General features: G+C 65.1%; 15 protein-coding genes. 11 read left to right on the top strand and 4 right to left on the bottom strand.

Features of this window, described 5'->3' with window-relative positions; genetic code table 11:
* The first annotated feature begins 64 nt into the window (after positions 1–64).
* From ACSS7Z_RS02400 to ACSS7Z_RS02420, 5 genes are all read left to right on the top strand, one after another.
* On the top strand, positions 65–1,105 hold the full coding sequence (locus tag ACSS7Z_RS02400; RefSeq protein WP_438252841.1) for a carbohydrate ABC transporter permease: 1,041 nt from the start codon (positions 65–67) through the stop codon (positions 1,103–1,105).
* Positions 1,102–1,992, top strand: coding sequence for a carbohydrate ABC transporter permease (locus ACSS7Z_RS02405; RefSeq protein WP_438252842.1), 891 nt, complete (start codon positions 1,102–1,104; stop codon positions 1,990–1,992). Before ACSS7Z_RS02400 ends, ACSS7Z_RS02405 begins: the two co-directional genes overlap by 4 nt.
* Complete coding sequence (locus ACSS7Z_RS02410; RefSeq protein WP_438252843.1) at positions 1,989–3,431, top strand: GH1 family beta-glucosidase; 1,443 nt, start codon at positions 1,989–1,991, stop codon at positions 3,429–3,431. The genes ACSS7Z_RS02405 and ACSS7Z_RS02410 overlap by 4 nt, the downstream gene beginning before the upstream one ends.
* A gap of 21 nt (positions 3,432–3,452) precedes the next feature.
* Positions 3,453–4,448, top strand: a complete 996-nt coding sequence (locus ACSS7Z_RS02415; RefSeq protein ID WP_438252844.1) for a LacI family DNA-binding transcriptional regulator — start codon at positions 3,453–3,455, stop codon at positions 4,446–4,448.
* 189 nt (positions 4,449–4,637) lie between these two features.
* The gene (locus ACSS7Z_RS02420) at positions 4,638–5,309 is read left to right on the top strand and encodes an HAD family hydrolase (RefSeq protein ID WP_438252845.1); all 672 of its coding nucleotides are present in this window, start codon (positions 4,638–4,640) and stop codon (positions 5,307–5,309) included.
* Between the two features lie 5 nt (positions 5,310–5,314).
* On the opposite strand, the gene ACSS7Z_RS02425 is transcribed toward ACSS7Z_RS02420, so the two are convergent.
* The gene (locus tag ACSS7Z_RS02425; RefSeq protein ID WP_438252846.1) at positions 5,315–6,169 is read right to left on the bottom strand and encodes a VOC family protein; all 855 of its coding nucleotides are present in this window, start codon (positions 6,167–6,169) and stop codon (positions 5,315–5,317) included.
* A 91-nt stretch (positions 6,170–6,260) separates the two neighbouring features.
* Between ACSS7Z_RS02425 and ACSS7Z_RS02430 the strand changes: the two genes are divergently transcribed.
* Both ACSS7Z_RS02430 and ACSS7Z_RS02435 read left to right on the top strand, forming a co-directional pair.
* Positions 6,261–7,019 carry a LamB/YcsF family protein gene (locus tag ACSS7Z_RS02430; protein WP_438252847.1) on the top strand — a complete coding sequence of 253 codons (759 nt, stop codon included), beginning with the start codon at positions 6,261–6,263 and terminating at the stop codon, positions 7,017–7,019.
* Positions 7,019–8,563, top strand: coding sequence for a 5-oxoprolinase subunit B/C family protein (locus tag ACSS7Z_RS02435; RefSeq protein ID WP_438252848.1), 1,545 nt, complete (start codon positions 7,019–7,021; stop codon positions 8,561–8,563). The genes ACSS7Z_RS02430 and ACSS7Z_RS02435 overlap by 1 nt, the downstream gene beginning before the upstream one ends.
* 100 nt (positions 8,564–8,663) lie before the next feature.
* On the opposite strand, the gene ACSS7Z_RS02440 is transcribed toward ACSS7Z_RS02435, so the two are convergent.
* Positions 8,664–10,004, bottom strand: coding sequence for a uracil-xanthine permease family protein (locus ACSS7Z_RS02440; protein ID WP_438252849.1), 1,341 nt, complete (start codon positions 10,002–10,004; stop codon positions 8,664–8,666).
* A 161-nt stretch (positions 10,005–10,165) separates the two neighbouring features.
* Between ACSS7Z_RS02440 and ACSS7Z_RS02445 the strand changes: the two genes are divergently transcribed.
* Both ACSS7Z_RS02445 and ACSS7Z_RS02450 read left to right on the top strand, forming a co-directional pair.
* Positions 10,166–10,429, top strand: a complete 264-nt coding sequence (locus ACSS7Z_RS02445) for a type II toxin-antitoxin system VapB family antitoxin (RefSeq protein ID WP_438252850.1) — start codon at positions 10,166–10,168, stop codon at positions 10,427–10,429.
* Positions 10,426–10,818, top strand: coding sequence for a type II toxin-antitoxin system VapC family toxin (locus ACSS7Z_RS02450; RefSeq protein WP_438252851.1), 393 nt, complete (start codon positions 10,426–10,428; stop codon positions 10,816–10,818). The genes ACSS7Z_RS02445 and ACSS7Z_RS02450 overlap by 4 nt, the downstream gene beginning before the upstream one ends.
* Here ACSS7Z_RS02450 and ACSS7Z_RS02455 read toward each other — a convergent pair whose 3' ends face one another.
* Positions 10,819–11,679 (bottom strand): phosphoribosylaminoimidazolesuccinocarboxamide synthase, encoded by an 861-nt coding sequence (locus tag ACSS7Z_RS02455; RefSeq protein WP_438252853.1) that lies wholly within the window; start codon positions 11,677–11,679, stop codon positions 10,819–10,821.
* A 67-nt stretch (positions 11,680–11,746) separates the two neighbouring features.
* On the opposite strand from ACSS7Z_RS02455, the gene ACSS7Z_RS02460 reads away from it, so the two are divergent.
* A complete protein-coding gene (locus ACSS7Z_RS02460; protein WP_438252854.1) occupies positions 11,747–13,294 on the top strand; it encodes an MFS transporter in 1,548 nt (515 codons plus the stop codon).
* Between the two features lie 8 nt (positions 13,295–13,302).
* Positions 13,303–13,362, top strand: coding sequence for a DUF2442 domain-containing protein (locus tag ACSS7Z_RS02465; protein ID WP_438253063.1), 60 nt, complete (start codon positions 13,303–13,305; stop codon positions 13,360–13,362).
* A 147-nt stretch (positions 13,363–13,509) separates the two neighbouring features.
* Here ACSS7Z_RS02465 and ACSS7Z_RS02470 read toward each other — a convergent pair whose 3' ends face one another.
* Positions 13,510–14,514, bottom strand: a complete 1,005-nt coding sequence (locus ACSS7Z_RS02470; RefSeq protein WP_438252855.1) for a sugar phosphate isomerase/epimerase family protein — start codon at positions 14,512–14,514, stop codon at positions 13,510–13,512.
* Positions 14,515–14,541 lie beyond the last annotated feature (27 nt).

Genomic DNA, 14,541 nt, shown 5'->3' on the forward strand with positions numbered 1-14,541 from the left:
TCGGCGCTGCCTTAGCGACAGAAAGCGCGACCTGAACCGTGCAATCCCTCAGAGGTAGGAACACATGACTCTCACCGCCCAGCGCCGGGACACGGCATCCGCTGCGCCGAAGAAGCCAATCGACAAGGTCAAGCCCTCCTGGCGTCATCGCGCATCTCGGTTCGACCAGAAGGCCTCGCCCTACTTCTACATCTCGCCGTTCTTCCTGGTGTTCGGCATCATCGGGCTCTTCCCCCTCATCTACACCGTTTACGTCGCCGTGCACGACTGGGATCTGCTCAAGGGCGAGGGAGACTTCGTCGGATTCGCCAACTTCGTCGAGATCCTCGGCGACGGCATGTTCTGGAACTCGATCTCCAACACCCTGAGCATCTTTCTGCTCTCCGCGATTCCGCAGCTCGCGGTCGCGCTCATCGTCGCCTATCTCCTGGATCGCGGACTCCGCGCGCCCACGTTCTGGCGCATGAGCATCCTCATCCCCTTCGTCGTCACTCCGGTGGCTGTGGCGATCATCTTCTCCAGCATCTTCAGTGAGGCTGACGGCCTGGCCAACAACCTCCTCAACCTGCTCGGCATCGTCGACCAGGAGTGGAAGCACAACACCTTCCTCTCGCATATCGCGATCGCCACGATGGTCAACTTCCGCTGGACCGGATACAACGCGCTGATTCTGCTCGCTGCGATGCAGGCCGTGCCACGTGACCTCTACGAATCCGCTGCCATCGACGGTGCGGGCCCGATCCGCCGCTTCATCTCCATCACGATCCCGACGATCCGTCCGACGCTCATCTTCGTGATCATCACAGCGACCATTGGCGGTCTGCAGATCTTCGCCGAGCCGCGCCTGTTCGACGTCTCCACCGCCGGGGGTATCGGCGGCAGTGAACGGCAGTTCCAGACGACGGTGCTGTTCCTCTGGGAGATGGCGTTCTTCCGGCGGAACCTGGGCGAAGCATCCGCGGTCGCGATCCTGCTGTTCCTGCTGATCGTCGGCATCGGCGTGATCAACTTCCTCATCTCACGGGGCATCTCCACAGGTGACGCACCCCAGAACAGAGCTGCGCGTCGTCGCGCCCGCCGTACCGCGAAGGAGCTGAACCGATGAGCGCCACCCAAGCACTGAGCGTGCCTGAGAAGATCCGTCGCAGGCGAGGTATGACCGGCGGTGCAGCCGGCATCGGCAGCCGTCCCGGATTCCTCACCTACGGACTGCTGGCCGCGTTCATCATCGGCAGCGTATATCCGCTCTGGTGGTCCCTCGTCGTCGCCAGTGGCACCAACGCCACCCGTGGTGAGACCCTGCCGATGATCCCCGGCGGAAACTTCTTCGCCAACGCCGCCAAGGTGCTCGATGCCATCCCGTTCTGGCTGGCACTGGGCAACTCGGTCATCATCTCCAGCGTCATCACACTCTCGGTCGTGACGTTCTCCACGCTCGCCGGCTACGCCTTCGCGAAGCTGCGATTCAAGGGCCGTGACGGCCTGATGATCTTCGTCATCGTGACCATGGCGATCCCGACACAGCTCGGAATCATCCCGCTGTTCATGGTGATGCGCGAGCTCGGCTGGACAGGCTCGATCGGCGCCGTCATCGTGCCGACACTGGTCACAGCATTCGGCGTCTTCTTCATGCGGCAGTACCTCGTCGACGTCATCCCGGACGAGCTCATCGAGGCCGCACGCATGGACGGGGCGAACCAGTTCCGCACCTTCCTCACCGTCGGCCTTCCCGCTGCGCGGCCCGCCATGGCGATCCTCGGGCTGTTCACCTTCATGACCGCCTGGACCGATTACCTCTGGCCGCTCATCGTTCTCCCACCCCAGAACCCGACGCTGCAGACGGCGCTCAGCCAGCTGCAGTCCGGCTATTACGTCGACTACTCGATCGTGCTCACCGGTGCGGTGCTCGCGACCCTGCCCCTGCTCATCCTCTTCGTGGTGGCAGGCAAGCAGCTGGTCAGTGGCATCATGGCGGGCGCGGTGAAAGGATGATATCTATGACCCCCAGGCCGTTCCCGGACAACTTCCTCTTCGGCGCAGCCACTGCCGCCTATCAGATCGAGGGCGCCGCTCACGAGGATGGTCGTACGGACTCGATCTGGGACGCGTTCTGCCGCGTGCCCGGTGCCGTGATCGGCGCCGAGAACGGTGACGTGGCATGCGACCACTATCACCGGTACCCGGAAGATGTCGCGCTCATGACCGAGCTCGGACTGCAGACCTACCGCTTCTCGACGTCGTGGTCACGGGTGCGCCCCGACGGCGGGGCCGTCAATGAGAAGGGCGTCGACTTCTACAAGCGTCTGGTCGATGAGCTGCTCGGTGCGGACATCCTGCCGTGGCTGACGCTGTACCACTGGGACATGCCGCAGGCGCTGCAGGAGACCGGCGGCTGGACGAACCGCGACACGACCTCCCGTTTCCTCGAATACGCCGCCACCATGCACGACGCGCTCGGCGACCGGGTGAACGTGTGGACGACCCTGAACGAACCGTGGTGCTCCTCGTTCCTCTCCTACACCGGCGGCGAGCATGCCCCCGGGCACACGAGCGTCGCCGAAGGGCTGCTCGCCTCGCACCACCTGCTGCTGGCGCATGGCGCGACCGTGCGTGAACTGCGGTCGCGCGACGCGGACCTCAACCTCGGTATCACGCTGAACCACACCGTCGCTGACCCGGTGAACCCGCATGACCTGGCCGATGTCGACGCCGCCCGCCGCATCGACGGCCAGTTCAATCGCTGGTTCCTGGATCCGATCTACCGCGGCGAATACCCATCGGATATCGTCAGGGATATTCGCGCGGTCGATGCGGATGCTGTGGACCAGTTCGAATCCGCGATCCACGACGGCGACATGCAGACGATCTCGCAGAAGATCGACACCCAGGGCGTGAACTACTACCACGGTGACTTCCTCTCCGGCACGGCTCCTGCCGAGAGCCCCGTCGCGGGCGGTCCACCCACGGAGCGACGGGTGCGCAGCCCGTATCCGTCCAGCGAAGGCATCCATTCCGTCGAGCGAGGACTTCCGCGCACCGCGCAGAACTGGGAAGTGCAGCCGGAGGGCCTCACGCGTCTGCTGCGGCGGGTGTGGACCGACTATGCGGAGCCGGCCGGAACGGTGCTCTACATGACGGAAAACGGCGCCGCCTACGATGACGAGGCGGTTGTGGAAGACGGTGTGACGCGGGTTCACGATGCTGATCGCACCGAGTTCCTGCGCCTACACCTCGGCGCGGTTCTGGATGCGGCGGATGCCGGCGTCGACGTTCGTGGCTACTTCTACTGGTCGATGTTCGACAACTTCGAGTGGGCCTGGGGCTACGACAAGCGCTTCGGAATCGTGCGCGTCGACTACGACACTCAGCAGCGCGCTCTGAAGGACAGCGGTCGGGAGTACGCTCGCATCATCGCTGCACGTTCTCTCTGAGTGCGCGAAGAAGGGGGAGCCGTGCTTTCACGCGCAACCATCGAAGAGGTGGCTGCGGCCGCCGGAGTGTCCAGGTCGACGGTTTCTCGCGTGGTCAATGGCTCGACCGCGGTCAGTCCGGCCGCGCTCGAAGCCGTGCAGAACGCGATCGCGACGTTGCGCTATGTGCCCAACCGTGCGGCGCGTTCGCTCGCGTCACGACAGACGCACGCGATCGCGTTGATTGTTCCGGAGGACACCACGCGGTTCTTCGGTGAACCCTTCTTCGCATCGATCGTCGCCGGTATCACCGGTGCGCTCGGCGGCTCGGACTACCTGTTGAATCTGCTCGTCGCCAGTGACGATCCCGGGGCGAAGATGACGAGTTTCGTGCGCAACGGGGGAGTGGATGGGGCGCTGATCGTCTCGCATCACACCAGTGACGCGTTCATCGAGCAGATCATGGATGCTGTGCCTGTCGTGTTCGGTGGACGATCAGCGAACCCGCGGCCCGGCGACTATGTCGTCGACGTCGACAACGTGGCCGCCGCTCGCGGGGCAACCCAGCACCTCGTCGACAGTGGGCGCACGCGCATTGCGACGGTCTCCGGGCCCTCGACGATGCTTGCCTCGGTCGATCGTGTGCAGGGTTATCGTGAGGTGCTCTCCGAGTCAGGGCTCACCCCCTTCGCCGAGGTGGAGGGCGACTTCAGCGAGGAGAGTGGTGTCGAGGCCGCGCGGCAAATCCTGGAGATCGGGATGCCGGATGCGATTTTCTTCGCCAGCGATCTGATGGCGCGCGGGGCACTGACGGTGCTGCGCGGTGCGGGGATCCGCGTGCCGGAGGACATCGCCGTTGTGGGCTTCGACGACTCGGCGGTCGCGCTGAGCGCGGTTCCGCAGCTGACGACAGTACGCCAGCCGATGTATCAGATGGGCGAGACAATGACCGCGGTGCTGCTGTCGCGACTGAAGGGCGAGGAGCCGCCGCAGACGACGATCCTGCCGACGGAACTGGTGGTGCGCGCTTCGGCGTAGAGAAACGGTCCGTTTGTTCTGGTCCTCTATCCTGTGCCACGTGGTGAGAGTGAGGACAGTGCGATGACCCGGTATCCGGAGATCGCCGATGACCTGCGCCGCCACCAGACGCGCGGTTGATTCACCCCTGCTCGGCCTCGTGCACGGCTTCACCGCCTGCACGAGGCCGAGCGCTGAAACAGGAGCACCATGAGTAACAGACAGCCCGCAAACCGCCGTCCGGCCGCGGTTCTCTGGGATATGGATGGCACGATCGTCGACACCGAATCGCATTGGATCGCCGCCGCAGACGAGATCCTCCGATTCCATGGCATTCAACCGAGCGCAGAGGATCTGACCCCACTGGTCGGAATGGCACTGACCGACGGCGCTGCGCTCATGCAGCGGCTCGGTGCTGACGCATCTGTGGCGGAGCTGGTCGAGCGGCACTTGGAGTTGGCCATGCGCAACACCGCTCTGGCCGGTCTCACCTGGCGTCCCGGAGCGCTCGAGATGCTCGCGGCGCTTCGCGGTTCCGGCATCCGACTCGCTCTGGTGACCATGTCGTATCGGACCTATGCCGACACGATTATCGCCGCACTGCCGAAGGGCACCTTCGATGTCGTCGTGACCGGTGACGACGTCGAGCAGGGCAAACCGTTCCCGGACGCGTACCTGCGGGCGGTCGAACTGCTCGGGGTCGAGGCGCGAGACTGTGTGGCGATCGAGGATTCACTGATCGGTCTCGCGGCGGCTCGAGCCGCCGGGACGCAGACTCTGGGGGTGCCGCATCACATCGAGATTCCGACGGATGCCGCGGATGCTGTGTGGCCGACCCTCGCGGGCCGCCATCCTGCCGAGTTGCGCGTTCCGCTCGGCTGATTCGCTCAGGAAGCCGCCAGTTCTGCCTTCAGCGTGTTGTGCCACGGGTCGAGGAATGTGAGCGTCTTGCCGTCATCGGCGACCTGAGTGCCGAAGTGCTTCAGACGCTCGCCGAGGTCACCGAGGGCATCCGTGTTCGGCAGGGCGAGGTCGACCTGACCGAGCCCGAGTGCGGGCATCCGTGGGCCTGCTCCGCGCGAGTTCCATACGTTCATCGCCATGTGATGGTGATATCCGCCGGCGCTGACGAACAGCGCCTGATCGCCGAGCGAGGCGGTCGCGTCGAAGCCGAGCTGGTCGACGTAGAAGCTGCGCGCGGTTGCCGCGTCGCCGACGGAGAGGTGCACGTGGCCGATCTGGGCAGGGGCCGTGTCGGTGGGGGCCTCGCCGAGGTGCTCGCGCAGAAAGGTGTTGGGGTCGAGGTAGAGGGTGGCCATCTCGACCTGGCCGTGCGTCCAAGACCACTCCGAGCGGTCACGATCCCAGTACAGCTCGATGCCGTTGCCTTCGGGATCGGTGAGGTAGAACGCCTGGCTGACGAGGTGGTCCGCGCTGCCGGTGAACGTCTGGGGCGCATGCTGCGCGACCGACAGCAGTGCCGAGGCGAGAGCTGCCTGCGTTTCGAACAGGATGGCGGTGTGGAACAGACCGGCCGATCCGGCGGCCTGGTGCTTGAGTGTCGGCTCGTGCTGCAGGATGACGATCGGTGTTCCGGAGCGTCCAAGCACCACACTGTCGCGTTCGGTGCTCAGCACCTGAAGGGTGACGATGTCGCGGTAGAACGCTGTCATAGCATCGAGGTCGCCGACGAACAAAGTGACGGCACCCATACTTGTTGCCGCGGCAAGTTTTTCGTTCATGCTGGGGATAACCCCGGGCCCGTGCGAGATATTCCCGACCGGATCACGCCTACACTCGGGGGTGAATCGCCAGCTGACGAATCGGAGCGCCATGGGAAGCATCGACTTGAACTCCGACCTGGGCGAGAACGTCGCAGACCGCATCGTCAGCGATGACGCAAGCATGCTGCGCATCGTCACCAGCGCCAATATCTCCTGCGGATTCCACGCCGGGAGCCCGGAAGGCATCCGCGAAACGCTCACCAGAGCCGCACGGGGCGGCGTCACCATCGGCGCGCATCCGAGCTACCGCGACTACGCGAACTTCGGGCGCATCCCGGTCGATATCGACTCAGCGACGCTGCAGGCACACGTCGAATATCAGCTCGGCGCGTTGATAGGGCTCGCGTCCGCGGCTGGTACGACGGTCTCGTACGTCAAGCCGCACGGTGCGCTGTACAACGCGATCGCGCACGATGAGCGTCAGGCGAAGGATGTCGTCGCTGCCGTCCGGGCGATCGACCCGAGCTTGGTACTGCTGGGACTGGCCGGCGGCATCGCACTGGACGTCGCCCGACAGGCGGGGCTCGCCGTGGCCGCCGAGGCGTTCGCCGATCGTGCCTATGCGCCCACCGGTCAGTTGCTCGCGCGCACCCAACCGGATGCTGTTCTGCACGATCCGCGCGAGGTGGCCGATCGCATGGTGCGACTTGTGACCGAAGGGGTGATCCGCGCGGTCGACGGCTCGGACATCCGGGTGGATGCGCAATCGATCTGCGTGCATGGTGACAGTCCCGGTTCTGTGGCCATGGCGGCGGAGACTAAGCGGTCGCTACAGGGGGCGGGCGTGACGATAGCCCCGTTCGTCTGATGCGCATTCTTCAGGCATCCGATCGCGCACTTCTCGTCGAAGCCACCGATCTTGCTGAGGCGATGCGGATGAACCGCGCCTGGGAGCAGGTGCCGGGAATCATCGAGCGAATTCCCGCAGCACGCACGGTGCTCGTGAGATTCGATCCCGCGCAGGTCTCGGCCGCATCTTTGGCTGCGGCGTTGGAGGCGACCGGGACGGATGCCGCGCACAAGTCGACGAAGCACGAAGTCGTCATTCCCGTGCACTACGACGGTGAAGACCTTGCGGAGGTCGCCGCGCTGCTCGGCGTATCGCCTGAGGAACTGGTGACTCGACACCTGGCCGCGCACTGGGAGGTGGCCTTCTCGGGATTCGCGCCCGGGTTCGGATACCTCGTCGGCGATGATCCGTTGTTCCAGGTGCCGCGCAGGTCGTCGCCACGGACGCGTGTTCCGGCAGGGGCAGTGGCGCTTGCTGGCGAGTTCACCGGGGTGTATCCGCGGGAGAGCCCGGGCGGGTGGCAACTGATCGGCCGCACCGATGCCGTCATGTGGGACATCAACCGCGACCCGCCCGCGTTGCTGGCGCCCGGGGCCGCGGTGCGATTCGCGCGGGCGCGGCGGGACTCAGCCGCTGTCGTGGCTGTACCGGGACGGCGGGAGGTCCCAGATCATCCGGCAGTTGATCGGCGCGCGGGCGCCATCGAGGTCGTGCAGACTTCGCTGCAACTGCTGGTTCAGGATGCGGGCAGACCGGGCCATGCGGCGCTCGGTGTCTCAGCATCCGGAGCCGCCGACCGCAGAGCGCTGCGCGACGCGAATCGAGCGGTCGGAAATGAGCCTGGTTCCGCCGTTGTGGAGAGTGTCGGCGGTGTGGTGCTGCGCTTCCGTGGCGCTGGGGTCGCCGTGGTCACCGGCGCCATCGGAGCGCTTTCGCTTGTAGATGCCGTCGGCCCCCGCACTGCCGTGCACGGTGTGCCCTTCGCGACGGCCGACGGCGATGAGCTCACACTGGGGCATCCGACCAACGGCTTGCGCTACACGATCGGTGTTCGTGGCGGTGTGGATGTGGCATCCGCTCTGGGCAGTCGAGCGAGCGACACGCTCGCCGGTCTCGGTCCTGCGGCACTGCTGAGCGGAGATTCGATCCCGATCGGTTCGACCAGGCGCGGGGTGGTGGAGCCCATTGCCGCTGAGCGGATGCTGCCAGCACCCGGAGATCTCGTCGAGCTGCAGATCACGCTCGGCCCCCGCGACGACTGGTTCACCGCGAAGGCACGCGCGACGTTGACCGAGCAGGAGTGGCTGGTCACGTCCCGCTCCGATCGCGTCGGCATGCGGCTGCAGGGCGACGTGCCGCTGGAGCGCAGCATCCTGAGCGAACTTCCCAGTGAGGGCGCGGTGACGGGAGTGATCCAGGTGCCACCGGATGGGCAGCCGGTGTTGTTCCTGCCGGATCACCCGCTCACCGGCGGCTACCCGATCATCGGCGCCGTGACCGATCGGTGCTTGGACCTCGCCGGGCAGCTGCCGCCGGGCGTGCGCATCCGATTCCGCGTGTGAGGGGTGTTACGCACAGCGGAGCCTGTTGCATCTGTCGGAGGTTTCTCTAGAATTCCTCCGACGGATGCAACAGGCTCCGACAAGTGCAACAGGCGAGAGGCTACTCCGGGTCGCCGCCCAGCGGGCCGACGGCGGGAATGGGGCCGCCGTCATCGGCACCGGTCTTGCGAGCGCGAGCGATCGCGTTGCCCAGGTGGTAGATGAGGAGGGCGGCGACGGTGCCCAACACGATGGCGCCGAGCTCGAAGCCGTCCCAGTTCATGGCGTATCCGCCGATGGCGAGCACGAACGACACGGCCACCGTGTACTGGTTGACCGGCCGGGAGAAATCGACGCGGTTGTCGACCCAGATCTTGATGCCGATGACGCCGATGAGGCCGTACAGCGCCGTCGTGACGCCACCGAGGACCCCTGCGGGGATCGTGTTGAAGATGAATCCGACCTTGGGTGAGAAGGCGAGCAGGATGGCCGCTGCGCCGGCGACCCAGTAGGCCGCGGTCGAGTACACGCGAGTCGCCGCCATCACGCCGATGTTCTCGCCGTAGGTGGTCGTGGCCGAACCGCCGAATCCACCCGCAAGCGCCGTGGCGACACCGTCGGCGAGGAGTGCGCGACCGGTGTGCTTGTTGATTGACGGGTCGTTGGTCATGGTCGCGACGCCGCGGACGTGACCGACGTTCTCGGCGATGAGCACGAGGATAACGGGCAGGAACATCGGCACGTAGGCCCATGCCATCGGGTCGGTGATCGCGGCGAGGTGGAAGTCGGGCAGGCCGATCCACGCAGCATCCTCAATGCCCTCGAACCGCACCTGATCGGTGAAGATCGCCACGATGTAGCCGACGATGACGCCGAGGAAGATCGAGATGCGTCCGAGGAATCCCCGGAACAGCACGCTGAACAGGATCACCGCGATGAGAGTAATCGAGGCGAGCTCGGGCTGGGCGTTGAAGTTGTTCCAGGCTGCGGGAGCGAGGTTGAAGCCGATGAGGGCAACGATCGAGCCTGCCACCACCGGAGGCATGAGCTTGTCGATCCAGCCGATGCCGACGGCCTGAACGATGAAACCGATCGCCGCGAGCGCGACACCGACGACGAGGACGCCGACGAGCGCCTGGGTGATCTGCTGCGCCGTCTCGAGCGACTGGCCGGCGTTGATCGCCGTGATCGGCGCGAGGAACGCGAAGGACGAGCCGAGGTAGCTGGGCAGGCGGTTGCGCGTGATCAGCAGGAACAGCAGGGTGCCGATACCCGAGAAGAGCAGCGTGGTCGACACGGGGAAGCCGGTGATGATCGGCACCAGGAACGTCGCGCCGAACATCGCGACGATGTGCTGTGCGCCGATTGCGAAGGTGGCCGGCCAGTTCAGTCGTTCTTCGGGTTTGACGACAGAACCGGGTGCGACGGTGTGACCGTCACCGTGAATTTTCCACACGGGCATGCGGGAGCTCCTCATTTCGGGATGGCGGAAGTGCTGGAGTAACACTACCGATTCCTGAGGGTTAGCTGGATGCTGGCGCGGTCCTGCACTGGGCGCGGCAATGTCGGATGCCGAGGGTAGAACTGTGGCAGTAATGGTAGAAGGGTGCGAAAATGGGTGCCATGAGCCTGAACATCAAGAATGAAGAAGTGCACGCTCTCGTGCGCCGGCTCGCGGAACTCACCGGCCAGAGCCAGACGAGCGCGGTGGAGGATGCGGTGCGCCGAAGACTCGAAGAGGTGGACGGAGCGAAAGAGAAGCAACGCGCGGAGAAACTTGCGGGCATCGCCCGGATCGTGGAGGAGGCCAGCAGAGTTCGGTACACGTGGGCTGATTACGAAGCGATCATCGATGAGATGTATGACGAGAATGGATTGCCGCGATGATCGTCGACTCCTCGGCTTTCGTCGCCGTTCTGCTCGATGAGCCCGAAGGCAAAGCGTATGGCGCGCTTCTCGCGAGCGAACCCGTGAAGCTTTCGGCGGCGACTTTGACTGAATGCAGCATCGTGCTCGAAGGGAAGCGTGAGCGAGGACTCACCGAGCGCTTCGAAGAGCTGTTGCGCGTGACAGACGCCGAAGTCGTTCCCGTCAATGAGGCGATCGCCCGAACGGCGTTCGCCGCGCATCGTCGATACGGGCGCGGCTCCGGAAGCCCGGCGAAGCTCAACTTCGGTGACTGCTTCAGCTACGCTCTCGCGATCGCGCGCGACGAGCCGCTCCTGTTCAAGGGCGACGACTTCATCCACACCGACGTGCGAGTGGCTGCGCCCTGATTACGTGGTCAACCGGGTGATGAGCTCGCGGTAGCGGTCGGCGGTGCGCACGACGATCTCCTCGGGCAGCACGGGCGGCTCGCCCTGCTTGTCCCAGTTCGCGGCCAGCCAGTCGCGGACGATCTGCTTGTCGAAGCTTGCCATCCGCTCGGTGGGAGTCGTGCCGGCCTGCCAGGCCGCGGCATCCCAGTAGCGGGAGGAGTCGCTGGTGAGAACCTCGTCGCCCAGGCGCAGGGTGCCTTCGGCATCCGTTCCGAACTCGAACTTCGTGTCGGCGAGGATCAGACCGTGTTCTTCGGCGATTGCGGCAGCGCGTGTGTAGATCGCGATGGATGCGTCCCGCAATTCAGTCGCACGCGCTGCTCCGACGAGCTCGACGACCTTCTCGAACGTGATGTTCTCGTCGTGCTCGCCCATCGGCGCCTTGTAAGCGGGGGTGAACAGCGGCTCGGGCAGGCGGTCGCCGTTCTGGAGACCGGCGGGCAGCGGGATGCCGCAGACAGTGCCGTTCTCGACGTACTCGGCCCACCCCGTTCCCGTGATGTATCCGCGCACGACGCACTCGATCGGCAGCATTTCCAGCGACTGCGCGAGCATGGCGCGGTCGGCGACAGCATCCGGGACTTCACCCTCGGCGAGGTGATTAGGGAAGTCGAGCTGCGCGAACCACCAGCGACTCAGCTCGGTCAGCAGCGCGCCCTTGTCCGGGATGCCGGGGGACAGAACGAAGTCGAATGCGCTCACCCGGTCGCTGGCGACGACGAGGATGCGGGTGTCTGCCGGATCCTCGGAGGCGTAGAGGTCGCGGACCTTGCCCGAGTAGAGGTGACGCCAGTTGGGGATTCTCGTCGCTTCGCTCACGTGTTCATTATCCCGGGTGGGACGGATGCGGGGAACCAGCGTCCCCGGCCGGGTGTAGCGTGGCGGCGTGACCGAGCAGCGCCCATCATCGACAGCGTCCGCGCCCGCGCCCGAGCGCAGCCCATGGCCGGCGCTGTGGGCGCTCGTCATCGGCTTCTTCATGATTCTGGTCGACACGACGATCGTCTCGGTCGCGAACCCGGCCATCAAGGCAGCGCTGGATCCTACCTCGAACAACCTTGACCGGGTGGTGTGGGTCACCAGTGCCTATCTGCTCGCCTATGCCGTTCCCCTGCTCATTACAGGCCGCCTCGGCGACCGCTTCGGTCCGAAGAACATCTATCTCGCAGGACTCGCGATCTTCACGCTGGCATCGCTGTGGTGCGGTCTGTCGACGACCCTCGATGGGCTGATCTGGGCGCGCGCCGCGCAGGGCATCGGCGCGGCATTGCTGACGCCGCAGACGATGGCGGTGATCACCCGCACGTTCCCGCCCGAGCGGCGCGGAGCGGCGATGGGACTGTGGGGCGGAGCATCCGGCGTCGCTATGCTCGTCGGTCCGCTGGCCGGCGGATTCCTCGTCGACGGGCTCGGCTGGGAATGGATCTTCTTCATCAATCTGCCCGTCGGTGTCGTCGGGTTCGTGCTCGCATGGATGCTGGTGCCGAAACTGGAGACGCACAAGCACCGTTTCGACATTCCGGGTGTCTTCCTCAGCGCCGTGGCGATGTTTCTCATCGTCTTCGGCCTGCAGGAGGCGGAGGCTTACGACTGGGGAGTGATCTGGGGCCCGATCTCTGTGTGGGGTCTGATCATCGCGGGTGTCATCGTGCTGGGGCTGTTCCTCTGGTATCAGTCGCGCACCAAGAATGAGCCGCTCGTACCGATGGACCTGTTCCGAAACCGCAACTTCGCCTGGTCGAACATCACGATCGTCACGGTGGGCTTCACCGTGACAGCGCAGGGGCTGCCACTGATGTTCTTCCTGCAGACGGCGCGTGGACTCACACCGACCGAGTCAGCGCTGCTGCTGATTCCCATGGCGATCGCAGCCGGGGTCGTATCGCCGTTCGCGGGCCAGTTGCTGGACCGCATCGACCCGCGTCTCATGCTGGTTCCCGGGCTGCTGCTCGTATCGGTGTCGCTGTTCTTGTTCGCCGCGATGATGAACACCGAGATTCCGATCGGTTGGCTGCTCATTCCCTCGGCGCTGCTCGGCTTCGGCAACGCGGGAATGTGGGGGCCGCTCGCCACCACAGCAACGCGCGATCTGCCGATGCACCAGGCGGGTGCCGGAGCGGGCATCTACAACACCGCGCGCACGATCGGTTCGGTCCTCGGCTCCGCCGCCATCGCCGCGTTCATGCAGAATCGGCTGGTCGCGAATCTGCCGGGCTCAGAGGATGGATCGGGCAGCTTCGGTGGTGGCAAGCTGCCGGATGCCGTCGCCGCACACTTCGCAGATGCCATGGCGCAGACGATGCTGCTTCCGGCGGCCTTCATTCTGCTCGGCGTTGCCGCAGTGCTGTTCCTGCGGCGTCCGAAGCATCTGGCGCCGCGACGTAAGCGCGGCCAGGAGATGAAACGCACTCATTCTCCACGGAAATCGGCGTAGGCGAAGGCATCCATTGGCCACAGATCGACGAGGATATCTCGATAGCGGCGCTTCTTCGCGGCCGCTGAGCGGTGTCCGTTGAATTCTGCTTGCGCGAATGAAAGTGACACGCGCTGCAGAAAGAAATGCAGCGCGTGCCACGAACGACAGAGCGAGTAAGGGAACGACACCGCGAGCCGCAGTCGACTCAGCGGTTCAGCGGGTCGAGAAGGTTCTCACTTCGTAGAGAACGCCGAGTCGAACGCGGCATCCGACGGCCGGTACTTCGACAGCTTCCGCACGAACTCCAGTGCCTCTGGAGCTCCGACGAGCCGGTCCATGCCGGCATCCTCCCACTCCACCGACAGCGGCCCGGTGTATCCGATGGCATTCAGCATCCGGAAGGCGTCCTCCCACGGCACGTCACCGTGACCGGTGGAGATGAAGTCCCATCCGCGGCGCGGGTCAGCCCAGGGAAGGTGCGAGGAAAGGCGGCCGTTGCGACCGTTGCCCAGGCGCTTCTTCGTGTCCTTGCAGTGCACATGGTAAATGCGGTCCTGGAAATCCCAGAGGAAGGCAACCGGGTCGATGTCCTGCCACACCATGTGCGAGGGGTCCCAGTTCAGTCCGAACGCCTCCCGATGCCCGATTGCCTCGAGGGTGCGCTTGGTCGTCCAGTAGTCGTAGGCGATCTCAGACGGGTGCACCTCGTGCGCGAAGCGGACACCGACCTCATCGAACACATCGAGGATCGGGTTCCACCGATCGGCGAAGTCCTGGTAGCCGGCCTCGATCATCTCGTCGGTTGCCGGCGGGAACATTGCGACGTACTTCCAGATCGATGAGCCGGTGAATCCGGTGACCGTCTTCACGCCGAGCTTGGCTGCTAGCCGGGCTGTGTTCTTCAGCTCTTCCGCTGCGCGCTGACGCACGCCCTCGGGATCGCCGTCGCCCCAGACGTGGTCCGAGACGATGTTGCGGTGGCGCTCGTCGATCGGGTCGTCGCAGACGACCTGACCCTTGAGGTGGTTGGAGATCGTCCAGACTTTCAGGCCGTTGCGCTCCAGGATCGCGAGTCGGTCCTGGATGTACTCATCGTCATCCCAGCGCCAGGGGTCCAGGTGGTCGCCCCAGCAGGCGATCTCCAGGCCGTCGTAGCCCCATTCGCCCGCGAGGCGACACACCTCTTCGAACGGCAGGTCGGCCCACTGGCCGGTGAACAAAGTGACTGGTCGTGACATCGTCGTCCTCTTTCTCTTGTCTGTTTG

The sequence above is a fragment of the Microbacterium wangyouchuni genome (assembly GCF_051546305.1).
GTDB lineage: Bacteria > Actinomycetota > Actinomycetes > Actinomycetales > Microbacteriaceae > Microbacterium.